This window comes from Streptosporangium sp. G12 (assembly GCF_052983175.1).
In genome coordinates this window covers 1-25,944 of sequence record NZ_JBRIQO010000036.1, presented here as the reverse complement: position 1 = coordinate 25,944, position 25,944 = coordinate 1, and the positions used below count along the sequence as shown (strand labels likewise).

At 72.0% G+C, this 25,944-nt stretch carries 22 protein-coding genes and 2 pseudogenes; 3 read left to right on the top strand and 21 right to left on the bottom strand.

All coding sequences use genetic code 11. The annotated features are described in order from the left end of the window. Positions 1–456: 456 nt before the first annotated feature. From ACVCAG_RS39710 to ACVCAG_RS39650, 13 genes are all read right to left on the bottom strand, one after another. The gene (locus tag ACVCAG_RS39710; protein WP_440088194.1) at positions 457–1,407 is read right to left on the bottom strand and encodes a cytochrome d ubiquinol oxidase subunit II; all 951 of its coding nucleotides are present in this window, start codon (positions 1,405–1,407) and stop codon (positions 457–459) included. Beyond that, positions 1,386–2,693, bottom strand: coding sequence for a cytochrome ubiquinol oxidase subunit I (locus ACVCAG_RS39705; protein ID WP_440088196.1), 1,308 nt, complete (start codon positions 2,691–2,693; stop codon positions 1,386–1,388). The genes ACVCAG_RS39710 and ACVCAG_RS39705 overlap by 22 nt, the downstream gene beginning before the upstream one ends. A 169-nt stretch (positions 2,694–2,862) precedes the next feature. Continuing rightward, positions 2,863–3,531, bottom strand: coding sequence for a response regulator (locus ACVCAG_RS39700; RefSeq protein WP_440088197.1), 669 nt, complete (start codon positions 3,529–3,531; stop codon positions 2,863–2,865). After that, a complete protein-coding gene (locus tag ACVCAG_RS39695; RefSeq protein ID WP_440088199.1) occupies positions 3,528–4,718 on the bottom strand; it encodes a histidine kinase in 1,191 nt (396 codons plus the stop codon). Before ACVCAG_RS39695 ends, ACVCAG_RS39700 begins: the two co-directional genes overlap by 4 nt. A gap of 288 nt (positions 4,719–5,006) precedes the next feature. Further along, a complete protein-coding gene (locus ACVCAG_RS39690; protein ID WP_440088200.1) occupies positions 5,007–7,895 on the bottom strand; it encodes a DUF5682 family protein in 2,889 nt (962 codons plus the stop codon). An 8-nt stretch (positions 7,896–7,903) separates the two neighbouring features. After that, entirely contained in the window at positions 7,904–9,019 is a 1,116-nt protein-coding gene (locus ACVCAG_RS39685; protein ID WP_440088202.1) for an AAA family ATPase, read from the bottom strand. A 10-nt stretch (positions 9,020–9,029) separates the two neighbouring features. Continuing rightward, a complete protein-coding gene (locus ACVCAG_RS39680; protein WP_440088204.1) occupies positions 9,030–10,463 on the bottom strand; it encodes a vWA domain-containing protein in 1,434 nt (477 codons plus the stop codon). Continuing rightward, on the bottom strand, positions 10,460–11,866 hold the full coding sequence (locus ACVCAG_RS39675; RefSeq protein WP_440088205.1) for a hypothetical protein: 1,407 nt from the start codon (positions 11,864–11,866) through the stop codon (positions 10,460–10,462). The genes ACVCAG_RS39680 and ACVCAG_RS39675 overlap by 4 nt, the downstream gene beginning before the upstream one ends. Beyond that, positions 11,866–12,381, bottom strand: a complete 516-nt coding sequence (locus ACVCAG_RS39670; protein ID WP_440088207.1) for a hypothetical protein — start codon at positions 12,379–12,381, stop codon at positions 11,866–11,868. The genes ACVCAG_RS39675 and ACVCAG_RS39670 overlap by 1 nt, the downstream gene beginning before the upstream one ends. A 167-nt stretch (positions 12,382–12,548) precedes the next feature. Continuing rightward, entirely contained in the window at positions 12,549–13,196 is a 648-nt protein-coding gene (locus ACVCAG_RS39665) for a response regulator (protein WP_440088228.1), read from the bottom strand. Beyond that, on the bottom strand, positions 13,193–14,347 hold the full coding sequence (locus tag ACVCAG_RS39660) for a histidine kinase (protein WP_440088208.1): 1,155 nt from the start codon (positions 14,345–14,347) through the stop codon (positions 13,193–13,195). Before ACVCAG_RS39660 ends, ACVCAG_RS39665 begins: the two co-directional genes overlap by 4 nt. Positions 14,348–14,370: 23 nt before the next feature. Further along, positions 14,371–15,156, bottom strand: a complete 786-nt coding sequence (locus ACVCAG_RS39655; RefSeq protein WP_440088209.1) for a hypothetical protein — start codon at positions 15,154–15,156, stop codon at positions 14,371–14,373. Between the two features lie 82 nt (positions 15,157–15,238). Continuing rightward, a complete protein-coding gene (locus ACVCAG_RS39650; protein ID WP_440088210.1) occupies positions 15,239–16,219 on the bottom strand; it encodes a cupin domain-containing protein in 981 nt (326 codons plus the stop codon). Between the two features lie 132 nt (positions 16,220–16,351). Here ACVCAG_RS39650 and ACVCAG_RS39645 point away from each other — a divergent pair, with 132 nt between their 5' ends. After that, positions 16,352–17,167, top strand: coding sequence for an NAD(P)H-binding protein (locus ACVCAG_RS39645; RefSeq protein WP_440088212.1), 816 nt, complete (start codon positions 16,352–16,354; stop codon positions 17,165–17,167). Between the two features lie 96 nt (positions 17,168–17,263). On the opposite strand, the gene ACVCAG_RS39640 is transcribed toward ACVCAG_RS39645, so the two are convergent. Together ACVCAG_RS39640 and ACVCAG_RS39635 are read right to left on the bottom strand one after the other, a co-directional pair. Then, complete coding sequence (locus ACVCAG_RS39640) at positions 17,264–18,103, bottom strand: hypothetical protein (protein WP_447191347.1); 840 nt, start codon at positions 18,101–18,103, stop codon at positions 17,264–17,266. Further along, positions 18,103–18,900 (bottom strand): MerR family transcriptional regulator, encoded by a 798-nt coding sequence (locus ACVCAG_RS39635; RefSeq protein ID WP_440088216.1) that lies wholly within the window; start codon positions 18,898–18,900, stop codon positions 18,103–18,105. The genes ACVCAG_RS39640 and ACVCAG_RS39635 overlap by 1 nt, the downstream gene beginning before the upstream one ends. Before the next feature lie 100 nt (positions 18,901–19,000). On the opposite strand from ACVCAG_RS39635, the gene ACVCAG_RS39630 reads away from it, so the two are divergent. Both ACVCAG_RS39630 and ACVCAG_RS39625 read left to right on the top strand, forming a co-directional pair. Beyond that, positions 19,001–19,321, top strand: a complete 321-nt coding sequence (locus ACVCAG_RS39630; RefSeq protein ID WP_440088218.1) for a metalloregulator ArsR/SmtB family transcription factor — start codon at positions 19,001–19,003, stop codon at positions 19,319–19,321. A 36-nt stretch (positions 19,322–19,357) separates the two neighbouring features. Next, on the top strand, positions 19,358–19,810 hold the full coding sequence (locus ACVCAG_RS39625) for an SRPBCC family protein (protein WP_440088220.1): 453 nt from the start codon (positions 19,358–19,360) through the stop codon (positions 19,808–19,810). A 58-nt stretch (positions 19,811–19,868) separates the two neighbouring features. Here the strand turns inward: ACVCAG_RS39625 and ACVCAG_RS39620 are convergent, their stop codons facing one another. From ACVCAG_RS39620 to ACVCAG_RS39595, 6 genes and pseudogenes are all read right to left on the bottom strand, one after another. Then, positions 19,869–20,867, bottom strand: coding sequence for an ABC transporter substrate-binding protein (locus ACVCAG_RS39620; RefSeq protein WP_440088221.1), 999 nt, complete (start codon positions 20,865–20,867; stop codon positions 19,869–19,871). After that, a pseudogene (locus ACVCAG_RS39615) lies at positions 20,864–21,016 on the bottom strand (UTRA domain-containing protein); the annotation flags it as partial. The pseudogene ACVCAG_RS39615 and the gene ACVCAG_RS39620, both read right to left, overlap by 4 nt. 375 nt (positions 21,017–21,391) lie before the next feature. Continuing rightward, positions 21,392–22,036 (bottom strand): hypothetical protein, encoded by a 645-nt coding sequence (locus ACVCAG_RS39610; protein ID WP_447191346.1) that lies wholly within the window; start codon positions 22,034–22,036, stop codon positions 21,392–21,394. Between the two features lie 156 nt (positions 22,037–22,192). Next, positions 22,193–23,215 (bottom strand): AI-2E family transporter, encoded by a 1,023-nt coding sequence (locus ACVCAG_RS39605; RefSeq protein WP_440088224.1) that lies wholly within the window; start codon positions 23,213–23,215, stop codon positions 22,193–22,195. Between the two features lie 575 nt (positions 23,216–23,790). Next, positions 23,791–25,005, bottom strand: a complete 1,215-nt coding sequence (locus tag ACVCAG_RS39600) for a hypothetical protein (protein ID WP_440088225.1) — start codon at positions 25,003–25,005, stop codon at positions 23,791–23,793. Positions 25,006–25,115: 110 nt separating this feature from the next. Beyond that, positions 25,116–25,944, bottom strand: a pseudogene (locus tag ACVCAG_RS39595) (phospholipid carrier-dependent glycosyltransferase); the annotation flags it as partial.

Genomic DNA, 25,944 nt, shown 5'->3' with positions numbered 1-25,944 from the left:
ACGATCCGCGGATAACGAGGAAGACCCTGGTCAGGGCGGGGACACGTTGTCCGCGGACACAGGTGGCACGGATGCCGCCGCGAAGCGCGAGGCTTGTCCGGTGGTTCGGCGAGCCGGCTGGGAAGCGCCGGCCGAACGACCTCGGAACGGCCTGCCACCGTGTACCGGTCCCACCCGGCACGGCGCGGACCGTCCTTTCCGACACGTCGGCTGAACACGCCGGCTCGCGAAGTGATCCGCGATCCCCGGAGCCATACCTTAAGTACAAGCATGTGAACAGGGCATCGTGGTCATCGCCCGGCAACCGTGCGCCGGCCCTGATCGTGCTCGCCGCCTGGGCGGGCCTGTCCGTCGGTGGCGCCTGGACGGTCTTCGCCAGGCGGGACGTTCAGGGGTGGTGCCCTCGGCCAAGGGGTGGTGCTCTCCGCGGGAGCGGGAGCAGAAACGCAGGTGACGTCAGAAGAAGGACGGGGCGTCCGGCTCGACGCGCCTGTCGAACAGCCGCCAGGCCCACACCTGCGCGACGACGACGAGGACGAGCGCGCCGAGCCCGTAGGCGGTCAGCACCGCCAGAGCCCGCCCGCTCGCCGGGTGGGCCAGCAGGCCGGGCGCGACGGCCAGCCCGGCCGCGGCGGCGGGGACGCTCACCGCCACGGCGCTGAGCGCGAGGACCCGGCCGCCTCCGTCGAACGGGCGGGACCGGATCCACCACAGCGCCGCCACGGCGGCGAGGAGGGGGAGCATCGCCGGGACGTCGCCGAGCCCCCGGGTGACGACGGTCACCGCGAGGCCGCCGCCCGTCGCCACGGCGGTGAGCGCCAGGGCGAGCCTCGTGACCCTGACCCCGAGCCGCCGGACGTCGGGACGGAGACGGCCGGGCAGGCGGCGGGCCAGGAAGGCCGTGCCGTGCGCCGCGAGCAACGCGGGCAGGGTCACCGCCCACAGCACCGCGTAGGGGGCGAACAGCCTGCCGGTCGACAGCGGCGTCCCGGGCAGGCCGAGGAGCAGGTTGCCGATGACGAACCCCCACGCGACGGCCAGCAACCCGCTGCCGACGACGATCGCCCTCGCCCACAGGCGCCGCCAGGCGCCCCCCGTACGGCGGAGCCTGAACCACAGCCCCGCGTCACGGACGACCCATCCGACGAGGCCGGTGACGACGAACGGGTAGAGCCCCGAGATGATCTCTCCTTCCACGAGCGGGAACGCGCCCATCAGCACGCCCGCCACGGCGACCAGCCATACCTCGTTGGCCAGAACGAACGGTGCGAAAGCGGCCACGGAGACGTCCGTGTCGTCGCGCGTGCCGTACCTGCCCAGCAGCAGCCCCGCGCCGAGGACGGCCCCCTCCAGGACGAAGTAGCCGACCAGGATCAGCCCCAGGATCAGTAGCCAGACGACGTCCATGGCGTTTCCTCCCTTTCCGGCGACAGGTGAGTGGCGGCGTCGGCCTCCGGCGCCGGCAGGGTCCTGGCGCCGAGCCTGAGCACGTCCTCGTCGGGGCCGCGCCGGACGAGGTGGGCGATGAGCGAGAGGTCGACGACGGCCAGCAGGAGCAGGACCGCGGTGAACGCGACCAGCGATCCGGTGATGGCCACCGTGCCGATGTCGCCGAGCGCCTCCTCGGTTCTCAGCAGGCCGTAGACGGCCCAGGGCTGGCGGCCCACCTCCCGGACCACCCATCCGCAGATGACGGCGACGAACGGGAGCGGGATCAGGAACACCATCACGTACAGCAGCGGCCGCAGGCGGACGCTCCAGCGCCAGACCATCAGCGGGAGGAGGATCAGGGAGAGCAGCGCCAGTATCTGGCCGATGTAGACCATGACCTGGCTGACCTCGTGGATCCACGCGGGAGGGGTGAGGTCGCCCGGCCCGAACCGGGCGGCGAGCAGGCTCCGGGCCCTGGCGAGCTCCTCGGCGCTGCCGCCGGTCAGCGCAGTCTTGGCGGGCTGGAAGCCGCCGATCACCGGGAACTGCGCGATGCCGGTGACCATGACCAGTGGCGCGGTCACGGCCGCCACCACCAGGCCCACGCGCATCGAGCGGCGGAAGAAGTCGACGTCCCGCGTGCGCCGGACGAAGTGGTGGGCACTGACACCGGCCACGAAGAACGCCCCGACGCTGAGCGCGGCCGGCAGCAGATGGGCCAGGGCCACCGTCAGGGCGGGGTTGCCCACCAGCGCGCCGAAGTCGGTCAGGCGGATGCCCGCCCCGTACCTCTCGTACCCGACCGGATGCTGCATGAAGGAGTTCGACACCATGATGAAGAACGCCGAGGCGTAGGCCGTCAGCGTGACGACGGCGAACGCGCCGAGGTGCGCGATCCGGGGGAGCCGGTGCCATCCGAAGATCCACAACCCGAGGAAGGTGGACTCCAGGAAGAACGCCACCAGGGTCTCCAACGCGATGGACGCGCCGAAGACGTCCCCCGTCAGCTTCGCCAGGCCGCTCCAGTTGAGCCCGAACTGGAACTCCATCACGATGCCCGTGACGATGCCGAGCGCGTAGTTGACGAGATAGATCTGCCCCCAGAACCGGGTCATCCGCTCGTACACCGGCCTGCCGCCGAACACCCATCTGGCCTGCATGTACAGGATCAGGGGCGCGAGACCGAGGGTCAGCGCGACGAAGAGGAAGTGCAGGCTCGTCGTCAGCGCGAACTCAAGCCTGGCGAGGTCGAGTGGCTCCATGGTCTCGCACGCTAGAGGCGCGTCCAGGGGCCGGTCGTCATCCCGTGGGGGCGTCAGGAAGCGCCGCCGGGCGTATGCGGCCCGCTCACCGTACGCCGGGAGGCGCCGCCGGGCGTGCGCGGCCCGCTCACCGCAGGCCGGGAAGCATCGCCGGGCGTACGCGGCCCGCTCACCGTACGCCGGGAACGACCAGACCCGTCTCGTAGGCGATCACCACGAGCTGCGCGCGGTCCCGCGCCCCCAGCTTGAACAGGGCACGGCCCACGTGGGTCTTCACCGTCGCCGGGCTGATGAAGACGCGCCGGGAGATCTCCTCGTTGGACAGCCCGCCGCCGACGAGTCCCACGATCTCCTTCTCGCGTTCTGTCAATACGCCCAGAGGCGTGTCGTCGAGCCGGTGGGGGCGCTCTCCGGTGACGAAGCCCTCGATGAGGCGGCGCGTGACGCCGGGGGAGAGCAGCGCCTCCCCCCTGGCCACCACGTGGACGGCCCTGCGCAGCTCGTCGGGGTCGGTGTCCTTGAGAAGGAAGCCGCTGGCACCGGCCCGCAACGCGTCGAAGACGTACTCGTCGACCTCGAAGGTGGTGAGCATGACGATCCGCACGTCCCGCAGCGAGGCGTCGCCCACGATGGCCCGGGTCGCCTCGATGCCGTCCAGGACCGGCATGCGGATGTCCATCAGCACGATGTCGGGCCGCTCCCCGCGTGCCAGCTCGACGGCCTCGGCCCCGTCGGACGCCTCCCCGACGACGACGATGCCGGGATCGCGTTCGAGCAGCGCGCGGAAGCCGGCGCGCACCAGCGTCTGGTCGTCCACCAGGACGACGCGCGTGCTCACCGGGGCCCCTCCTTCGTGGGCAGCCAGGCGTGCACGCGGAATCCCCCGCCGGGAACGGGGCCCGCGGTGAGGTGGCCGCCGAGCGCGGTGACGCGCTCCCGCATCCCGGTCAGGCCGTGGCCGGGCGGCCCCTCCTCGGACCCTCCCGGCCCTCCGCCGTCGTCGACGACCTCGATGGAGACGCCCGACGGCTCGTAGGAGACGGTCATCTCGACCACGCTCGCCCCCGAGTGCCGAATCACGTTCGTCACCGACTCCTGGATGATCCGGTAGGCACTCGCGTCGACCGCCGCCGGAAGGTCGTACGGCTCCCCGCGAGTGTTCCAGCCTACGTGGAGTCCCGCCCGTTCCGCCATCGTGGTGAGGTCCCGCACGCTCGACAGACGGGGTACGGGAGAGCGGGGCTCCCCGCCGGGATCGAGGTGGCGCAGCAGGCCGATCGTCGACCGCAGCTCCCTCATGGCCTCGACACCTGCTTCGCGGATCACCGCCACCGCCTGCCGGCTCCGCTCGGGCCTCTCCTCGAACAGCTCGTGGGCCACCTGGGCCTGCACCTGGATCACCGTGACGGTGTGGGCGATCACGTCGTGGAGCTCCCGGGCGATCCGCAGCCGCTCGGCCTCGATGCGGCGCTCGGCCTCGGCCTCCCTGGCCTCCTGGGCGATCCGCAGCCGCTCGCGCACCTCCTCCGCGAGCGCCTGCCTGCTCCGCGCCGCCTCGCCGAGGAAGAGCACGGCCGCCAGCAGCGCCGCCTGGAGCGCCGCCTTCTCGACGAGGAGGCTGAGCACCGGGTCCCGGACGACGATCGCGCGGTAGCCGACGCTGTAGACGCTGAGCGCGCCCACGACCACCGCCGCCCAGCCGAAGTGTCCGCGCTCCGCGGCCGTGTACGTGGCCACGCCCAGGACGATCGCGACGGACAGGCTCGGGTAGGCGAGGGAGTGGTAGACCAGCACCAGCGCGCAACTGGCCACCAGGACCGGCAGCGGCCAGGCGCGACGGGCGAGCAGGACCAGGCCCATCCCCGCGCCGATGGCGTAGGCCGCCGCGTCCGGGGGCCTGGCGCCCGGCTCGGCGGACACGCCGATCATCGTTGTCGCGGCGACGGCGACGAGGACGGCGAGCGTCCCGTCGAGCAGGCTGGGCGGGACACCTCGCAGCAGCGCCCGGAGGGCTCGTACCGGCATAGCGTGACCATAGGACGGCTGCGCCTTTCCCGCGTCATCCTCAAAGACGCTTTCGTCATCTTCAACGATGTTTTCGACATCCCGAAGACGCTTTCGAGGCCGGTCGGCCGGCCTGTGCCGGGGACACCGGGGGCGAGACCTGGCAACGGTGAGATCCCGCTCGATCATGTCGATCGGACGGGATCTCGCCGTTTCGCGCCGGCGTCCGTTCCCTCGGCCGGCGCCGCTCGCCGCGACCGCGCCGCTCAGCCGGTGAGCGGCACCGCGCCCGCACCGGCGCCCGCGCCCTCAGCCGGTGAGCAGCGCCGCGACCGCGCCGGTCGTCGCCGGGTACCGGGCGAGCAGCTCGCCCGCCGCCGTGCCGCCGGCGCCCGTCGCCGTGTCGTCGCCGGATGCCGGCCACTCCGCCGGGTGGCCGAGCAGCGCGGCCACGGCGTCGCACGCCTGCGGATGTCCGGCCAGCAGGGCGGCCACCGGCCCGCCCGGCGCGCGCCGGACCGCCTTCGCGGGCGCGGGCGCCGATCTCTCCCACGGCGGGACCCACGCGTCGAGCTCGGCCAGCCCGCCGGGGAAGGTCCGCCCCGCCTCGCGGACGAGGACGGGCACCAGCTCCAGCGCGTGCCGCCGCAGCGTCGTGATCAGCGTCGGCAGCCACGGCAGCAGGACCGGGTCGGGCAGCCGGGCGAACGCCTTGGACAGCACCTCGACCACGAACGGCGCGAGGGCGGGAACCGGCTCCAGAGCCTGGACGAACCCGCTCAGGTAGAGCGGGAAGGAGGGGATGACGAGCGGGTTGGCCAGCAGCTCGTCACACCGGGCGCGCAGCTCGGCCTGCGGGAGCAGGCCCAGCTGGGTCCTGGCCGCCCACAGCAGCGCCACCTTGGCGGGAGCCTCCGGGTGCGACTGCCGCACCGCCAGCTCCAGCTGGGTCCGGTCACAGCCCAGCGACAGCGCGAGGCTCTCCATGCCGAACAGGAAGCCCAGCGTGGCGCCGACCTGGCGGACACCGGTGTCCTCGTCCACGAAGGCGGTCGGCAGCAGCGTGCAGTAGTGCGCGTAGCCGGCCGTGACGAACGCCTCGCACCAGGCCGGCAGGTCCGGCTGGGTGGCCCGGTAGTGGGCCAGCAACCTGCGGATCCGGTGCAGCACCTCGGGAGCGTCGTCCACGGTGCGTTCGGCGGCGAGCAGTTCCACCGCGCGGTTGCCGAGCTCGTCGGTGAGGCGGCGGCCGCCCAGGTAGAGGATGGCGTCCTCCACGGCCGCCAGGGCGGTGCCCGCGGTGGCCCGCGGCTCCCACACCTTGCGGCGCAGCCGCTGTTCCAGCACCTGCTCGACGGTGACGCCCTCGTAGCCCAGCTCGATGATCGACCGCTGGTGACGGCCGATCGCGATGTCCCAGCTCTCCTGGATCGGCCGCTCACCCAGGCGGCGCGTCCCCATGATGGGCCGGACCGCGTCCTCGGGCAGCAGGTAGCGCAGTTTCCACAGCAGATCCGAGCACGGCACCAGCTCGGGATCGACGGTGAGGTCGAGCAGCGCCCGCTGCAGGGTGCGCCTGCTCAGGTCCAGCCCGAGCGGTTCCAGCCGGTCGTACACGTCGCGGGCCAGCGGCGGGAGCGCGTGGTAGCCGACCTGGCCGATCCGGTCGCCGCCCAGCAGGATCTCGCACAGGCGGCGGATGTCGCGGCGGCCCGGCACCACGTCCTTCTCGATGCACGTGACGGCGGCGTCCTGGAAGTCGTACGGCGTCGGCCTGGCCCGGTTGCGCAACCCCGCGAGCAGGATCGAGGTCTCGAACACGGCGATGGCGTCGGCCGTGCTGGCCAGGTAGCCGTTGCGGCGGGCCAGCCGCACGATGTCGACGCACCATCCGCGCAGCTCGGCCTCGTCCAGGCCGTCCAGCGCGGGCGGGGTGGCGAGGAATCCCGACAGCCGGTCGGTCACCGGCTCCGGCGGGACCGGTTCCCCGGCCCGCGCGGCCCGTGCGGTCTTCGCGCGCGAGCGCGTGCCCTGCTGCCCTCCCAGCCGGTACGGGGTGACGCCGCCGCGCGTCGTGGCCTTGGCCCAGGTCGCCGCGGCGATCGACACCGATCCCTGGGCCAGGCCGAACTGGGCCTCGATGGCCGAGTGGCTGGAGGGGATGAGCCCGTACAGCCAGCGGGTGGCCGTGCGGGGGGTGACGACGTAGTCCCGCACGCCGGACGCCAGCCCGAACTCGGGCACCGTGCTGACCGCGTGGAAGGCGCCGCACACGTACAGGCAGTGCGCGGGGTCGGCGCCGGAGGAGGCGAGGTGCTCGTGGATCCGGGTCCACATGTAGCGCTCGCGCTCCTCGTCGTCGGCCAGCCGGTCGCCCCCGGGACCCAGCCGCCGGAACAGGCTGCCGACCAGTGCCATGGCCTGCCGGTAGGTGTCGTGGTCCGCGCCGGTCAGCGGCTGCTCGACGTACTGGTCCCACCACTCCGACCAGTGCCGGACCTTGCCGTGGCGCAGCAGGTGCTCCTCCAACTCGGCGAAGCGCGGGCGCAGGTCGCCCACCTCCACGCCCACGGCGTCGCCGTGCAGGTCACCGGCACCCTCGCCGGTGCCTTCACCGGTCCGGCCGGGTCCGGCCGGTGCAGCCGGTTCAGCCGGTTCCCGGGGCAGCCACTGGAAGACGTGGTCCGACGAGCGGTCGACCAGCACCAGCTCGACGTCCGGCGTCTCCAGCGCGTAGGCGATGGCCTGGTACTCCGCCGACGCCTCGGTGACCGGCGCCACCACGCTGAGCGGGCCGGAGCCGGGCGGGAAACCCTCGAGTTCGGTGGCGAACGCCTGCAGCGCCACCGGCAACCGGCAGTTGCGCAGCTCCTCCAGCAGCGGCCGCAGGTCCTCGCACAGCTCCAGGTAGATCACCTTGGGCCGCTTCTCGCGCAGCCGCCGCGTCATGGCCAGCGCGGAGGCCGGCGAGTGGTGGCACACCGGGAAGATCTCGAGCTCCTCGCCCAGCGCCCGGTCGACGTCGTCGACCAGGCCCGTCAGGATCCCGGACAGCGCGTCCGGGCCGCCGGCGAACGCGGTGGCGGCGCCGAGGAGCTGCTCGCGCAGAGCGGTGAAGGCGCTCGTGGCAGTACTCACAGCAGTGCTCACAGCAGTGCTCACAGCAGTGCTCGTGGCGGTGCTCGTGTCAGCGCTCATATCAGCGTTCATGACAGCGTGGAGATGGCCTGGCGGCCGCCTTCGAGGAAGGCCGTCCACTCCCCGCCCTCCCGCTGGCTGCGCGGCTCGACGACCCCGTGCCAGTACTTGTTCAGGATGGCCAGGTCCTCGGGGGCGCGCCTGGCCAGCGAGCCCACCAGGGCGCCGGCCAGCGTCTGGGCGCGCAGGGTGCGGTCGCCGAAGAAGTTGCTGTGCAGGATGGCGTCCTCCAGCACGCCGATCTGCTCGGCGGTGGACAGCGCCGACTCCAGCTTCTCGTCCTCGCTGCCGGCCGAGGCCGCCGCGGCGCGCAGGTCGGCGAAGCTCTGCAGCAGGATGTCCAGCAGCGTGGGCGGCAGGTCCAGCTCGATCCGGTGGCGGCGCAGCAGCTCCTCGGTGCGGAAACGGACGATCTCCGCCTCGCTGGCCTTGCTCGTCACGACCGGGATCCTGACGAAGTTGAACCGGCGCTTCAGCGCCGAGGACAGGTCGTTCACCCCCCGGTCGCGGCTGTTGGCCGTGGCGATGATGGAGAACCCGGGCCGGGCGAACACGATGTTGTCGGTGTCGAGCTCGGGGATGGACATGTACTTCTCGGACAGGATCGAGATCAGAGCGTCCTGCACGTCGCTGGTCGAGCGGGTCAGTTCCTCGAAGCGCCCGATCACGCCCTGCTCCATCGCCGTCATGATCGGCGAGGGGATCATCGACTCGCGGGACTGGCCCTTGGCGATCACCATGGAGACGTTCCACGAGTACTTGATGTGGTCCTCGGTCGTCCCGGCCGTGCCCTGGACGCCCAGGGTGGAGTTGCGGCAGATCGCCGCGGAGAGCAGTTCGGCCAGCCAGCTCTTGCCGGTCCCGGGGTCGCCGATCAGGAGCAGACCGCGGTCGGAGGCGAGCGTCACGATGCTGCGCTCGACGAAACTGCGGTCACCGAACCACTTCTGCGGGATCTCCCGCTCCAGCCCGTCGGCGCGCTCGGAGCCGAGCACGAACAGCCGCACCATCCGGGGGCTGAGCCGCCAGGAGAACGGCTTGGGACCGTCGTCGACCGACTCCAGCCAGTCGAGCTCCTCGGCGTACTTCACCTCGGCGGGGGCGCGCAACATCTCGTTGGTCATCGGGGGTCTCCTAAGCGAGGAAGTTCTTCAGTTCGAGTACGAGCTTGCGGATGTGGCCGGAGATCACCGGCGTGCCCTGGTCCTTGAGCTTCTGCCGGAACCACGGATTGACGCTCTGCTGGCCGCCGCTGTTCACCGAGCCCACCGGGATGAGCCGGACACCGGAGCGGTGCAGTGCCTCCATGCCGGCGAAGACGGCCTCGGACCGCCATTCGTAGAAGTCCGAGATCCACACGACCACGGTGTTGCGCGGGTCGGCGACCTTCGGCTGGGCCAGGGTCAGGGCGGCCGTGCCGTCGGTGCCGCCGCCGAGCTGGGTTCGCAGCAGCACCTCGAACGGGTCGTGCACCCACGGGGTGAGGTCGAGAGCGCGGGTGTCGTAGGCGATCAGGTGCACGTCCACCTTGGGCAGCCCGGCGAAGATCGACGCCAGGATGGTGCAGTTGACCATCGCGTCGACCATCGAGCCCGACTGGTCGACGACCACGATCATCCGGGCGGGGGTGGTGCGTCTGGCGGTGCGCCGGTAGTACAGCCGGTCGACGTAGAGCCGCTGGTCCTCGGGATTCCAGTTGACGAGGTTCTTCCAGATCGTGCGTTCGACGTCGAGGTTGCGGAAGACCCGCTTGGGCGGCACCGACCGGTCGATGACGCCCGCGCCGGCCTTCTCGACCTGCGTGCGGAGCACCTCGGCGACCTCGTCGACGAACCTGCGGATCAGCGCCTTGGCGTTGGCCAGCGCCACCCCCGAGAGGTTGGACTTGTCGCGCAGCAGCTGCTCGACGAGCGACATGCTCGGCGTGAGCTGCCTGGCCAGCACCGGGTCGGCCAGCACCTCACGCAACCGCATGCGGCTGACCAGGTCGGCCTCCAGGCCGGCCAGCACCGCGGCCAGCTCGCGGTCACTCTCGGTGCCGCCGCCACGGCCGCTCTCGCCGCCCGCCGCGCGGCCGTTCCCGTTCCCGTTCCCGGGGTCGTTTCCGTGGCCGTTCCCGGGACCGCCTTCTGGGCCGGTCCCGTGGCCGCGCGTACCGCCCAGGGCCTGCCTGAACCAGCCCGCGTCCTGCTGCCAGGCCGCGAGCCGGGTGGCGGTGACCTCGCCCGTCCCGGTGGCGAAGACGTTGAGCAGCAGTTTCGACACCAGGGCCGCCCTGCGCACCTCCGCGCCGGACGTATCGGATTCACCGGTCGCGTGCTCCGGCGGTGTCGTCAGGGTCTGGAAGTCGGCGGCCAGCTCGGGGAAGCGCTGCACCAGGGTGTCGACCGACACCGAGGGGTCGAGCAATGCCCCCGGCAGGCCGAGGTCGTCGAGGACGGCCGCGCTCGCGGTCTCCAGCGCGGGCTGCTCGTCGTTGTCGAAGAGGCGGGCGAGCAGCCGCCAGTAGAGAACCTGACGGCGGTTCTGCTCGGCACTCGTCACGGTGTCGTGGCTGTTCTCGCTCATCGTCGCAGCAACCGTCCGGCCCGCTCGCGCAGGATGGTGACCGCGTCTCCGGTCCTGGCCTCGGACTTCACCACCTTGGGGTCGGTGGGCCCCAGCGCCCAGTCGCCGGTGTGCACGTCGAGCGTCTCGCGCTTGACCTTGGTCTGGACGGCCAGCGGCTGCAGCAGCCAGCGGCCGTCGTCCCAGCGGACCAGCCCGATGCACGCCGAGGAGCCGGCCACCAGCTTCGGGGTGAGCGGTCCGCAGGCGGGCAGCAGGCCGGTGTCGACGGTGAGCACGGCGCCGCCCAGGTCGAACGAGCCGTCCGCGGTGACCTTGTAGCCCTCCACCAGCACGGGCTCGGCGATGCGCACCGGGTGGCGGTCGAGGGGCGGCACGGCGGGCGCGAGCACGCCGGCGAGCCGGAGCCTGGCCACGGCGAAGGGGTCGGCCGGTTCTCCGGCCCGCGCCCGGCCGTCGTCCCACAGCAGGTCGCCGCCTGCCAGCACCGGCATGTCGGTGATCTCCAGGCTGCGCCGTCCGGCCAGCGCGCCCAGCAGCAGGGGGTGGCGGTGCAGCAGCTTCCACACGGCGGGACCGACGATGGTGTCCACCTTGGCGGCGGCGACGGTGGCGCGCACCAGCCGGGCCTGCCCACCGCCGGCGGGTTCCAGCACCCCGTGCACCTGCGCCTGGACGGCGGTGGAGTGCTCGTGCACGTCGACGCCGAGGATCAGCAGCCGTCCCGACAGTTCCGGCGGACGGCCGGCCGGAGCGGACTCGCCGGTCCGGCCGCCCGTGCCGGTCAGGAGGAGGGCCCGGGTCCACAGGTCGGCCCAGCGCCGTACCGGCAGCCGCTCCATCGTGCCGACCGGGCAGGAGGCACGCAGCTCGGCCGCGAGGCCGTCGAGCAGCACCGCCGGCCTGCGCCGCCCCGGCACGGCCAGCAGCGCCTCGATGACCTGGTCGGCGGCGGAGACGAGACCGTGGTCGACACCGCGCCAGCCGGTGATGGCCAGCTCGCACAGCCAGGACCGGGCGGCGCCGAGCAGGTTTCCGGAGTCCGTCTCGGGGGCGGGCGCGGCCTGCCACGTGTCGCGTTCGCGCCCGAGCGCCCCGTCCAGGTCGGCCAGCAGGGCGTCGTGCACGGCGCCGAGCAGCGCGGCCCGGCCGCCGGCCAGCGTCGTCAGCGACTCCTCGGTGATCGAGCCTGCGGTGATCTTGGCTGTGGCCTCCGCGAGCCCCTCGCCCAGCGGGGTGAGCGCGAAGGCGTCGGCGAGCGCGGTCAGCGCGGCGGCGCGTTCCTCGGCGAGCCGGGCCAGCCCGTGCACCAGCGCCTCGTCGAGGCCGGTCACCAGGTCCAGCGCCTCCCCGAGACCCGCCGGGTCACCGTCGAGCAGTTCGGTCAGCTGCACGGGGAGCATCAGCGCACCACCCCCGTGGCCGGGAACGTGGCCGGGAACCAGTGGAGCTCGGGGATCGGCGCGGTGGTGTCGGGCAGCTCCAGGTAGGCCAGATGGCGAAGGAAGCGGCTGAACACCATGGCCGCCGGGGCGGGCTCGTGGCCACCTCGCAGGCAGTCGATCAGCTCGGCTTCCTCGGAGACCTCCGCCCGCAGGTAGCGCGCCACCCGGTCGGTGCCGTACTGCAGGACGGCCTCGGCGGCGAGGGCCCGCAGATGCTTGCACGGCGAGCCGTACAGGCCGCCGCACGGGCGGTTGTTGTTGGTACTGCAGTTGTAGGCGTGGGTGCCCGCGGCGATGGAGGAGACGTAGACGCGGCTGATGTCCGAGCCGCTCGACACGACACCCTGCAGCCGTCCGTCCGCCAGCTCGACGAAGGGGACCTTCGCCAGCTTGCGGGGCTGGACGGGTGGCACCACCCGCACCCTGCTGCACTGCTCCCATGCGGCCCTGCCGGCCGCTGAACGGTCGATCATGAATCGGGAACCTAGCGCCGCACACCGACAGAAACACCGCGAAGGCGGGAACCGATCCGCGCGGGCGACGAAGCGGTCACCGGGCGCGCCGGGCCCGAGCGTTCGCGTTCACCGGATGCCCTCGGGTTCGTCGGGAGACGTTCGTCGGGAGACGAAAGGCTCACGGGTCAACAGGCGCCGGAATCCCGGACGAGGAGAGCGATCTGGACGCGGTTGGTCAGCCGGAGTTTGGCGAGCGAGCGGCTGACGTGGGCCTTGACCGTGGTCTCGCTCATGGCGAGTTCACGGGCGATCTCGTTGTTGGCCAGCCCTCGGGCGACGGCATCGGCGACCTGCCTCTCCTTGCCGGTCAGCACGGCCAGCCGCTCCCGGGCGGCGTGGGCGTCCGGTGACCACCGGTCGGCGAACGCGTCGATCAGCCGTCTGGTGACCGTCGGGGCGAGCATGGCGTTGCCCCCGGCCACCGTGCGGACGGCCGTGATCAGGTCACGAGGCGCGGTGTCCTTCAGCAGGAAGCCGGCCGCTCCCAGCCGCAGGGCGGTGTGGACGTAGTCGTCGAGGTCGAAGGTGGTCAGCATCACCACCTTCGGCGCGCCCGGCGACCGGTTGATCTCCTTGAGCGCGGCCAGGCCGTCCATGCCGGGCATCCGGACGTCCATGAGCACGACCTGGGGCCGGTGCCCGAGGACGGCGGTCACCGCCTGGCCGCCGCCCTCCGCCTCGGCGACGACGTCGATGTCGTCGGCCGCCTCCAGGATCAGGCGGAGCCCGGCCCGTACGAGAGCCTCGTCGTCGACGACGAGAACCCGGATCACGCCGGAAGCCATGCCCGCACCAGGAAGTCCCCGTCCGCCCCCCGCCGGGCCGTGAACTCCCCGCCCAGCAATTCGACACGCTCCCTCAGGCCGACGAGACCGAACCCGCCACCAGGCAGGACGCGGCCGTCGCCTCCCGGGGCGTTGCCGACCGTCACCTCCAGCGCGGAGGGGAGGAACCGTACCGTCACCCGGGTCGCGACCGCGCCCGCGTGCTTGTGGACGTTGGTGAGCGCCTCCTGCACGACACGGTAGGCGGCGTGCTCGACCATCGCGGGAAGCGTGCGAGCCGTGCCCTCGTCCCGCCGTTCGACGGGAACGCCCGCCGACCTCGACCGGTCGAGCAGCCGGTCGAGCTCCGCCAGCGAGGGCCGCTCGACGAGGGGGTCTCCGGCGGGACGAGGGTGTTCGGCAGAGGATCCGTTCAGCACCCCGAGGACCGCTCTGAGCTGCGTGAGCGCCTCCACTCCCGTGGTGCGGATGAGCTCCGCCCGCGTCGCGGTGTCATGCTCCACCGCGTTTATCTCCAATGCTCCCGCGTGCAGCACCATCAGCGAGACGCGGTGTGCCACCACGTCGTGCATGTCCCTCGCTATCCGGGCCCGCTCCTGCGCGCGGGCCCGCTCGGTACGGACGAACTGCTCGCCCTCCAGCCGGTCGGCCCGCTCGCGCAGCCCTTCCAGCACCTGCTCGCGGGCGGTGGCCCACAGCCCCAGTGCCATCGGGAGCCAGACGAACAGGGCGACGCCACCGAGCGAGGAGGCCAGGGCGGCCCCGGGCGGCGGTACCACGAAGAGAAGGCTCGCGAACATCGCGTAGATCGCCAGATGGGACCGACGCCGGCAGGTCGTCGCCACGACGTAGGAGGTCACCGCCACCAGGAGGCCCGGCGACCGCACCGCCGCGTCCACGGCCGTGACCGCCAGCAGCGGCCACATCCGCCTCGGCGCCACCGCGACCCCGAACGCGGCCAGCAGCCCGACCGTCGCGGCCTGCGCGTAGTCATGGACCAGGGACAGTTGCAGCAGGTTCTGGACGTACGACCGCGACCCGCTGACAACCGGGAAGAACGCGGCGCAGAAGGCAAGGACAGGCAGCGATCGAGGGGCCAGGCGATCGCGTGGCGACCACACCCATGACGTATCCACCACGGAGTCCAGGGTAGGCCGGTCCGTCACCAGATCAGCGGTCGCGACGGCACGCGGTCGGCCCGCTCCGTCCATGTCCGGACGTCAGGCAGGCGGTCGCGCAGCACCTGGACGCCGAGAGGGACGAACGCGAGGCAGGCGAGGCCGGCCAGGACGACGTCGGAGAGAAGGCTCTCCTTGAGCACCCCTCCCCACAGCGTCCCCCACCCGAGCACCAGAAGGCACCGGGCCGGCCCGAACGTCCCCGACCGGTAGGCGCCCACGGCCAGGAGCAGCGTCCCCGGATACGCCCCGGCGGAGCAGAGGACGGGAACCAGCCACGGCCCGTAGGAGATGTCCACATAGGTGTCCATCGCCAGCCTGGTCGTCTGGTCGAGGCCCAGCCGCTCCGTCAGCTGGAACAGGGTTTGCTCGACTCCGGTGAAGTACAGCCGCGCGCACAGGCCGAGGACGAAGAGCGCGGCACCCCAGAACGCGAGCCCGGGACGCCGGGTGGCGACGACGCGCGCGAACGTGATGATCGCGAAAAGCAGCAGCACGGCCCCCGCGCAGAAAACGGCGTAACCGGCCGTGACCAGCGACGGGTCGCGGGCGTACGCGGCCAGCTGCGCGGGGGCGGCGAACGGCTGCTCGTCGAACCGGGCGAGCTGCTCGGAGGTGAAGGCCCCCGAATGAAGGATCAGATGGCGCAGCAGCAGACCCGCGAACCACACGACCGGCCCGGCGATGAGCGCCGCCCCTCCGATCAGGCGGCCCGGGAACCACGCGTCACGGTGCACCGCCTCGGCGGTGGCTCGTCTTTCCCTTGTCATGCGGGGCATCCTCGCCGCGCGCCCGGCGGGCTCACATCGTCCGATGGACACGGCCGGACGTCTCTTTGGAGAGGTGTTCCCGTCAGGCGTTCCGCGGGGAGGGGCGGGTCTGGGCGGTGTCGCCGGTGTCGCCGGTGTCGCCGGTGTCGCCGGTGTCGCTGGTGGCGACGGCGCCGGTGCCGTCGCGGTAGGCGCTCGGGCTCACGCCCAGGACGCGTTTGAACGCCGAGCTGAAGCCGAACGCGTCGGAGTAGCCCACCCTGCGCGCCACCGTGGCGACCGTCGCGGCGGGCTCGGCCAGCATGTCGGCGGCGAGCGCCATCCGCCACTCCGTCAGGTACGTCATCGGCGGCTCGCCCACGAGCTCGGTGAACCGCCTGGCCAGAGTGGTGCGCGAGACGCTCGCGGCGGTCGCGAGCGAGGCGAGCGTCCACGGCCTGGACGGGTCGTCGTGGATGGCGCGCAGAGCCGGTCCGGCCACGTCGTCGCTCAGGGCGGCGTACCAACCGGGACTGACCGCCTCCGGCCGGTCGAACCAGTCGCGCAGCGTGCACACCAGCAGCCAGTCGAGCAGCCGGTCCAGCACGATCTGGTGACCCGGGCGGCCGGAGAGGAGCTGCGCCTCGAGGTAGGCGCCCATGGTGGCGCAGTCATGGTCGTCCGGTACGACGAGCACGGGAGGCAGCACCCGGACCAGGCGGCGGGCGACCTCGCCGTTGACCCGGTACGACCCGGCCAGCAGGATGGTGTGACCGGTCAGGTCACCGGCGACGGCGCCGTCGCGGCGGACGTCCCGCGCCGGACGCGGCGTGTCGGTGTCCGCGAACACGAAGGGCTCCGGCCCGCGCACGATCGCCGCCTCGCCCATCCGTACCCGCCGGGCGTCGTCCCCTTGGACGATCCACCCCTCGCCGCGCAGGGGGACGCAGAGCGTCAGGGAGGGACCGTCGGCGAACCTGAGTGCCCACGGCGGCGACAGCACCGACGCGCCGAAGACGCCGAAGACGCCGAAGACGGAGCCCTCGCCGCGCACCCCCCGCAACAGGTCGTCGTACGGGTCCATGCCGCTCACGATAACGGGATGATCGGACAGGCGCGGCGTACGCCTGGAATGCCACGACAACGGGACGATCGGACAGGCGCGGCGTACGCCCGGCCATGGGCGGCCGGCTCCCCGCGCGGTTGGCTCTGTGACATGAGAGAGATCCTGATTCTGGGCGCGACGGGCAAGACCGGACGCCGGGTGGTGCGGCGGCTGCGCGCGGAGGGAGAGCGGGTACGGCCCGCGTCCCGTTCCAGCGAGGTGCGTTTCGACTGGTCGGAGCCCGCCACCTGGGAGAACGCGCTGCGAGGCGTCGAAGCGGTGTACCTGGTGGCGCCCGACGACCCCGCCCCGGTTCACGACTTCGTCAAGCGGGCCGCGGACGTCAGGCGCTTCGTGGTGCTGTCCGGCCGGGGACTGGACCTGGTCGGCGAGGACTTCGGGCAGGGCATGGCCGCCGCGGAGCGGGCCGTGCGCGACTCGGGGGCGGAGTGGACGATCCTGCGGCCGAACAACTTCAACCAGAACTTCGACGAGGACCTGTGGCACGCGCCGCTGCGGGCGGGGCGGCTGGCGTTGCCGATCGGCGACGTGCCCGAGCCGTTCGTCGACGTCGACGACGTCGCCGCGGTCGCCGCGGCGGTGCTGACGGGGGACGGGCACGCGGGGCGGACGTACGACCTGTCGGGGCCGCGCGGGCTGACCTTCGGCGCGGCCGTCGAGGTCGTCGCACGGGCCGCGGGCCGGTCCGTCGAGTACGTCGAACTGACCCCGGAGGCCTACCGGACCGAGCTGCTCGCCCAGGGGTACCCGGGGGCGGCGGTCAGTGCGCTGAACGCCCTGTTCGCCCTGCACCGCGCCGGTCACACCGCCGAGCCCGCCGACGGGGTCCAGCGGGTGCTCGGCCGCCCCCCGGTCGCGTTCGAGGACTACGCGACCCGGATCGCCGCCACCGGCGCCTGGTCGTGACACCAGGCCGGACCCGGTCGTGGGCTCCGGCCGGGTCCGGCCACGGCACCCGGCCGGACCCGGCAGGGGGTCACGGGCGACGGCGGTTCCGGGGTGTCAGGGTGCGCTGTGGTGCGGGGAGGATCGCAGGGCGTTCAGCAGGGCGTCGGGGGTGTCGGTGAAGAAGCGGATCGTGGTGGCCTCGGCGCGGCCGCCGAGGGGGCGGACCACGGTGACCGGCTCGGTCAGCTCGACGACCACGTTGGTCTGGGAGGACACCACCACGCTGAGCCGCGAGCCTGTCAGGGTGATCATGCCGCTCTCGTTGTAGGCGCGCGACAGCCGTACCGAGGAGATCAGATCGCGGGGGACGCGCAGGTCGAAGTACACCCCGGAGCGGATGCGCAGTTCCCCGGGAGTCACGACGTGGGGCCGGGTGACGCCGGCCGCGCCGAGCATGAACACGTACAGGATCCCGTAGAGGTCGGCCACCAGCACGGCGAGGCGCACCCCGTGCGGCACGTCGAGCGCCTTCAGCAGCAGATCGATCCCCACCGTCTCCACGACCATCACGAACAGGAACACCAGAAGGATCGACGACTGCTCCCGCGAGTACGGCGCGGCGGTGGCGCCGGGCGGCACGCCGTCGCGGCGCGCGATCCACAGGGCGATGCTCACCAGGCCCTTCAGCTCGAATCCCACGAGCCTGCGCACCTGCACGGGCACCAGGAGGTGGAAGGTCGCCACGAGCGCCGCCCGCCGGTCGGCGCCGCCCCGGCGCTCGGCCCTGAAAAGCCGGTACGCGGTCACCGCCTCCAGGACGAGCATCGACGCGACGGCCAGCTCCGCCACCACGATCACCGGGCCGGGCAGCGGCACCCCCGACACCAGCAGGACCACGAGCAGCATCTCCATGGGGATGACGGCGAACAGCGCGGCGCGGGCGGCCCTGAGCATCAGGCTCTCTCCTTGAGTGTCGTCATGACCAGCTGGAAAACCTCGGCCTGGGCGGGGGACACCTCGGCGTACATCGTCTCCAGCCACCGCCCGCCGTCCGGCCGCTCCTCCGGGCCGGGTCCGGGCGGGCGCGAGGGGTCGGGGGGCGGATCCAGGTTCGCGACCATCACCGCGGCCATCTCGCCGGGGATGTGGGCGACGAGGTCGGCGGCGAGCGCCGCGACGCGGGGATCGCCGGGGTCCGCGTCCGCGAGCTCGTCCAGCCGCCGGTAGAGGTCGTGTCCCCGCGCGAGCGCGTCGGGCTCGGTGAGCGGGCGCATCAGGTCGATCATCTGTGCCCGGCCGGACGGGTCGGCCACGGTGTCCAGCAGCGCCAGCAGCTCGCGGTCGATCTCGGCGAACCTCGAACCCGTGGCGGGAAGGTCGCGGAGCACCGCCGCCATGTCGGGGGAGACCATCGAGTCGGGGTGCGGGTCCGCCTCCGCCAGCAGCGCGGCCAGCCGGTCCCGCCTGGCGCCGATGGCCTCCTGCTGCCTGGCCAGGTCCGCGTCCAGCTCCAGGAGCACCTCGCGCAGTTCCTTGCCCCGGTCGTCGGCGAGCACGTCGCGGATCTCGTCCAGCGACAGGCCGAGTTCGGCCAGCCGTCGCACCCGGGCCAGGATGACCGCGTCGCGCAGCCCGTACTCCCGGTAGCCGTTGGCCAGGCGCACGGGTTCGGGGAGAAGGTCCAGGTGGTGGTAGTGGCGCACGGTCCGGGCGGACACCCCGACCAGCGCGGCAAGCTCGCCGATCCGCATGCCCTCATTAGAAACGTTGACGCTACGGCAAGGTCAAACCCGCGATCAATACTTAAGTGGATGCTTGACTGTTGGCGCCTTGCGCGCAATACTTAAGTACATGCTTAACCAAGGTGGTTCGCTGGACCGGCTGTTCCAGGCGCTGGCGGACCCGACGCGGCGTGAGATGGTCGAGCGGCTGGTTCGCGGGCCCGCGTCGGTCGGCGAGCTGGCCCGGCCCCTGGACATGTCACTGCCGGCGGTGATGCAGCACCTGCAGGTGCTCGAGGCGTGCGGCCTGGTCAGGACCGAGAAGGCGGGAAGGGTCCGCACCTGTCACATCGAGCCCGGCGCGCTGCGGGCGGCCGAGAACTGGATCGCCGGGCAGCGCACCACCTGGGAGCACCGGCTCGACCGGCTCGGCGACCTCCTGGACGAGTGAGCCGGGATGTTCGGAACCCAGAACAAGGAGAAGACCATGGCCGATCGTTCTGTCAGGCATGCCACGTTCACCCTGGAGCGGGCGTACGCTGTTCCGCCGTCGCGGGTGTTCGCCGCCTGGGCCGACCCCGTGGCGAAGGCCCGGTGGTTCGCCGTTCCCGGCGGGGAGCACCACCTCGACTTCAAGGTCGGCGGCAGGGAGGTCAACCGCGGCGGTCCCGAGCACGGTCCGGGCATGACGTTCGAGTCCTCGTACCAGGACATCGTCCCGGACGAGCGGATCGTCTACACCTCCACCCTCTCCGCAGGGGATGACCTGGTCACGGTGTCGTTCACCACGGTGGAGTTCGTCCCCGAGGGCGAGGGCACCCGGCTGGTCCTCACCGAGCACGACGCCTTCCTCGACGGCCACGAGGAGCCGGAGTGGCGGGAGCGGGGCACCGGCGAGTGGCTCGACGCGCTGGACGGGGAGTTGCGGCCGGGCTCGTGACAACGAGCACGGCCGGTCGGCATCCGGTTCTCCACGCCGGGTCACCCGCTGTCGGGCTTCAGGCCGCCACAGGCCCGTCGGACTCCCACCTGATGAGCGTCGATCGGTGGCCGAGCTGCGTACCGGTGTGGGGGTCGATCTTGAATGCGCCGAACAGCGTGGTCGTCTCCAACGACGCGGCAGCCGACCACAATGCGTCGCGTCCCGTGCCACCGGCCGCCGCCGCGCAGTGGGTCGCGATGATCGCGGCGGCCACCGCCTGAACGGCTGGATAGTCGGGAAGCGTCCCGATTCGATCTTGATAGGCGGCGAGGAGGTCAGATTCGCGGACGCCCACTTCGGCCGAGTCTCCGGTGCCGGGGAACCACTGCCCGACCCCGTAGGCGCCGTAGGGGGCATCGAGCACCTGGCCGAACTCGCGGACGCCCGCCGCCACCGCGCACACCGTCCGCGGTGGCGCGGGCAGTGATCTGGCCCGGCTGATCGTCTCGATGTCCTCTTCGAAGGCGCCGGTACACAGGAGGGCCCAAGCGCCTTCGGCTGTTCGTGGTAGGTCGTCACCGGGACCGAACCGGACCGTGTCGATGCCGAGGGAACGCGCGATCGCCTCGGCGCCGGCGGCCACCTGCCGGCCGAAACCGCCCTTGCCGCAGACGATCCGTACGGGGAGCGCCTCGGTTTCGGCCAGATGCCGCAGGAACGGCTCCGCGTACCGGCTGGTAGGCGTCGGGATCGAGACGACGTGTCCGGGGTGGGCCGCCTCGACGTCGTCACCTGATCCGCCGTGGTTCCAGATCAGGCGGCCGAGCTCGGCGGCGACATCGCCGGCCCCGCGCATCAGCCGGGTCGAGTACGGGCCGAGCAGGATGTCGCAGCGATTCGACAGCTCGCGGAGGGATGCCCGCAGGACTGCGGGGTCGCTCCGGTCGTCCTGGATCACCAGGTCCAGCGCGCTGTTCGAGGCGTGCCAGATCTCCAAGCCGAGACGGGCCTGCTCGCCGAAGCGGGCATGCTTGCCGGAGAGGGACAGGCAGGCACCGATGGTGAGTGTCGTCACCGCATCCTCACCTCGTATCGGAACTCGTGGCTGTCCGCGGCCACGATCGACTCCTGAACCTCCGGCGGCCGATTCTCGGAGTCGTAGACCGTCCGCGGGATCCGGACCACCGGCATGCCTGGCATGAGGCCGAGTTCGGCCGTTTCCTCCCCGGTCGGCCGGTCTGAAACAGGCCGGGCACGGCGGGCGCTGCGAACGCCGTACCGGACCTTTGATCAGGAAGGCTCTCCTGACCCCGTGAACAACCCTAATGCTCCGGTTCTCTACCCGCCCGGTCGCCTCTCGTCCTGCTGCCGGATCCTCCCGAGTACCGGCGCCAGACCCTCCGGCCGGAGCCCGCCGTCGCCCTCGGCCGGGGCCACTCCCCGGACACCTGCCTCGGGTCCTACCGGTGGAAGGTCGCGGCGGGACGAGGTGTGACCGGATGACGCCTCGGGCGAGGAGTCATCCGGTCACCACGGCGTTCCCGCCACATTCCCCGGCGGGAACACCGCCCGTGAGAGCGGGCTCCGGCCGGGGTGCGGTCAGATGTCGCCGTTCTCGATGGCCTGCTTCAGGCCCGCCTGCGTCGCCTGGTGGGAGGAGACGCCGCCCGCGACGACGAAGTCGATCAGCGTGGTGTCCGCGTCGAAGGTGAGGTACTCGGTGACCTGGGTCTTCCCCGTGCTCAGCCTCTTGAAGACGATCTTCTGGTGCGTGACGACGCCGGGCAGCGACCAGGTGTCGGTCTCGTAGGAGAGGTCCGCGTAGTCGATGCGCTGCTGCGCGTGCGTGTTGCTGACGACGATCGAGCCCTCGTAGGGGATCTCCTCGACCGCGGTGAAGTTGATGTGGCGCTTACCGTCCTGGAAGCAGTCCTTGTGGGTGACGACCCGCTTCAGGAACGAGTGCAGGCCGAGGTGGTTGTTGATGTTCGAGTACGCCGGGAACACGCGGCTGACGGGGGCGTCGATCGTGATCGAGATGCTCTCCTGCGCCCGGCTCCGCCCCGATTCCGGGAGGGGAGGAATGTTCTCGTAGAACTTGTGGGTGTCCCAGGCGGACTGCCACTCGGCGGCGAGCTGGGGGTCGGTGTCGGAGGTGGCCGCGCCGGCCGAGCCCGAGAAGGCGGTAAGGACGAGGACCGCAGCGAGCAGCTGGGCCGCGAGGAGTCGGAGATGCTTCTTCACGTGTACCCCAAAGGGAGGCAGTAAGTACAAGTGATCTTTTACCGCATGTTGTCGTCATCTCGGTACTTTTGCGGCGAAGAGGCTAAAAAATCTTTTTATGTCGTTATGTACGTATGGGTGCGCCGAGAAGCCCGGCGCGGTCCCGTCCCGTGACGGTCAGGCGCGTTCCTGCCGGGGCAGGACCACCTCCCGCAGGATGAGCAGGATGGCCGCGGCCATCGGGATGCCCAGCAGCGCCCCCACCACGCCGAGCAGCGCGCCACCCAGCAGGGCGCCGACGATCGTGGCGAGCGGCGGCACGTCGACCGAGCTCTTCATCACGGCCGGGGCGATCCAGTAGTTCTCGATCTGCTGGTAGATCGTGAAGAAGACGAGGCAGACGATGCCGACGGTCGGGGAGACGAAGAACCCCACCAGGGAGGCGACCCCCGCGCCGATGAAGGCGCCGACCAGGGGGATGAGGTCGGTGAGCGCCACGATCAGGGCGAGCGCCAGGGCGTACGGGACCTGCATGATGCTCAGGAAGATGAAGGTCGTCACGCCGGCGATGAGCGAGATGATCAGGTTCCCGGCGACGTAGCCGCCGATGCTGTCGATGATCTGGTCGCCGAGCAGGGTCGCGCGGGTCCGGCGGGTCCGGGGGACGAGGCGGTAGGCCATCCGCTTGAGCGACTTCAGCGAGCCCAGGAAGTAGAGGGTCAGCACCAGCACCGTCAGCGAGTTGAAGACCGCCCCGATGAGGACCGTCCCGATGCCGAGCACGCCGCCGAACATCTGGGTGCCGAAGTCGCCGCTCGTCACGTACGTCTGGAGCTTCTCCAGCAGCTGGAAGCGCTGGTCGAGGTCACGGATCACCGGGTTGTTCTGCAGCTCCTGGACGTACTGCGGGAGCTGGTCGACGAACTGGGCGGACTGCGTGGTCAGCGGGGGGACCACGGCCAGGCCGAAGACGACGAAGACGAGGATGACGCCCAGGAAGACGATGGTGATGGCGATCGCGCGCGGGACGTTGCGCCGCTGGAGGAACTCGACGGCCGGGTTCAGGCCGATGGCCAGGAAGAGCGAGACGACGATGAGGATCAGCACCGAGCTCGCGCTCGCGACGGCCTGCACCAGCCACCAGGCGGTGAGCACGCCCAGGGCGGCGGTGAAGCCGAACACGAAGGGGTTGTTGCTCATCGAGCGCCCTGGACGGCCGAACGGGAGGTTCGGCGCCACCCCCGAGGGCGAGGCCGCACCCGAGGGCGGGGCCGCACCGGAGGACGCGGTGGCCGTGCTCGCGGCTACGGCCCCGCTCGCGGGGCCGCCGGGGTCCGCCGGCGGGGTGGGCGGCAGGACCAGGGGGCCCGCGGAGGTCAGGATCGGCTCGGGCGCCGCGGGCGCCTCGGGCGCCTTGGGGTCCGTGGGGTCCGCGGGTTCGGCGGCCGGCGCGGCCGAGGTGGCGGAACCGGCCGGTCCGGTTGACGTGGCGGGCGCGGCCGGTCCGGCTGAGGTGAGGGGTCCCGTGGTTCCGTCCGGTGAGGCCGGCCCGGTCGATGCGGCCGGTGCGGACGTCTCCGCGGACGGGACGCCGGGGGCGGGCGGGGACGCTGCCGCCGCTGTGGCGCGGTCAGCGGAGATGGGCTCGGGCACCAGCGGCCACTGCCCTTTCCAGAGAGAGATAGTCGGCTTCCGTCACCCTGCTTTTCCCTGGTCACCGTACGGTTCGAAGCGCCGGGGGGACGGGAGGGGCACAGGAGTGACGGATGGTGCCGTCAGGGCATGTTGACGTACTGGCGGGGCCGCAGGGCGTGGCTGCGCAGGGCGGCCAGGGCGGCGGAGCGGCCCGCCGGGGTGAGGCGGCCGTCGACGCGGAGGCCGAAGGCGTCCAGGCGCCTGCCCAGCTCGGTGAGCGAGGCGTCGACCTCCACGGTCTGCCACTCCGCGCAGTCGATCACGGCGGTGACGTGGTCGCGGTCGGCGGGGGCGCCGTCGGCGAGCAGCATCAGCGCCACCTCCCTGGCCGAGGCGCGGAAGCCGTTCTCCCCCGACGCGGGGGCGAGCAGGGCGGCGGCCGCGGTCTCCCAGAGCAGGTCGGCGTCGGCGAGCAGGCGCTCGCCGGCCGGGGTGGTCACCAGGCGCCTGCCGGTCCGGCGCAGCGCGCCCATCTGGTCCTGGGCCACCTCGCGGACGGCCGCCAGCTCCGCGCCGCTCCAGGTGCTCTCGGCGAGCACGGACCGGGCGAGGTTGTACCGCTGGGTCAGCGGGATGCCTCCAGGGCGGCGGCCCACGGTCAGCAGCCAGCGCAGCGCTCCCAGGTGGTCCTCGTCCGGCGCGGGGATGGGCGCGTGCAACCGCACCTCGAAGGGCTGGGCGAGCTCGCGCCAGGCGGTGCCCCGGCCGAGGACCCAGCGGTTGAGCCGCTCGCCCTGGACCCGGTGCAGCCAGTTGTCGCCGCCCAGCTCGGGACGGGGCGTGGTGAGCCAGTGGCTGGTGAGCTTCTGCCGCTCCTCGGGGCCGGGGACGAGCTCACCGGAGACGATGGCCAGCTCCAGCGCGGCCGAGCAGGCGCCGTGCGCGCCCAGCTCCTCGGGGCCCATGATCGAGCTCCACCGCAGCTCGGGGACGTCGGGCGGGAGCACGCCCGTCGCGTCCAGGGCGGTCTGGTACGCGGCCATTCCCGCGTCCTCGCCCAGCCGGGCGTAGGTGCGCAGGATCTGGGCCGTCGTGGCCGACGAGCACAGGGCGGCGTAGCGCTCGAGGCCGCCCAGCCGCAGCAACCGGCCCAGCGCGCGGGCGATCGCCGGGCGGTCTCCGGCGACCTTGGAGGGCAGGGTGTACCAGAGGAACTCGCACACGTTGAGCTCGGTGATCGTTTCCAGTGGCTCGCCGCCGGTCAGCCAGTCGATCGCGCTACGGGCGTGCTCGGCGGAGGCTGGCTCGGAACGCTCCAGCTCCGACAGGAGTGCGGCCACGTCCGGTGCAGGCATGCTTCGAAGTCTGCCGTATGCGGGCCTGCTCTGACGATGGACGTGACGTAATGGATCCTGCACGGTGCCTACCCTAGGAAATGTCTTCTAAGTGGCTCATATGCGGACGCTCAGATCCAGCCCTTCTTGAAAAGCATTCGTGAACTCCACTCGGCGTACGGGACGATCTCGGCGGTGAGCACCGGGTAGAGCCACCAGAAGTTGACGAGCGCCAGCAGGGTGAAGGCCCCCACGACCGCGGCGCCGACGATCCGGCGTCCCTGCGGGGCGCTCGCCGGGCCGATGATCAGCCCGGCCGCGAGCACGATCGCCAGGATCATGAAGGGGACCATGGGGACCGCGTAGAACAGGAACATGGTCCGGTTGTGGACGATGGCGTAGTAGAACCAGGGGAGCCAGCCGGCGGCGTAGGCGAGGAGCACGGCCCCGGCTCGCCAGTCGCGGGTGGCGACGTACCAGGCGATCATGGCGATGAGGGCGACCAGGCCGCCGTACCAGATGACCGGGGTGCCCACCCCGAGCACCGCCTGAGAGCAGCTGTCGGCGCCGCAGGCGCCCGTGGGGCTCTCGTAGAAGAACGCCACCGGGCGCAGCAGCAGCGGCCAGCTCCAGGGGTCTGACTCGTAGTTGTGCGGCGTCGCCAGCCCGTTGTGGAAGCCGAGCACCTGGAAGTGGTAGCTCAGCCACGACCGGAGCGAGTCGAAGACGAAGAACCCCGGGCCCTGCGAGGTCGCCTGCGCCCAGTTGCGGCCCCAGCCGCCGGCGGAGGCGAACCAGCCGGCCCAGGAGACGACGTAGGTCACCGCGGGCAGCAGGGCCATCGCCGCCAGGGCGCTCGGCAGATCCTTGCCGAAGGTTCCGGCGTACGGCTTGCGCAGGCCGATCGCGCGGCGGGCCCCGGCGTCCCAGACCAGGGACATCACCGCGAAGGCGACCAGG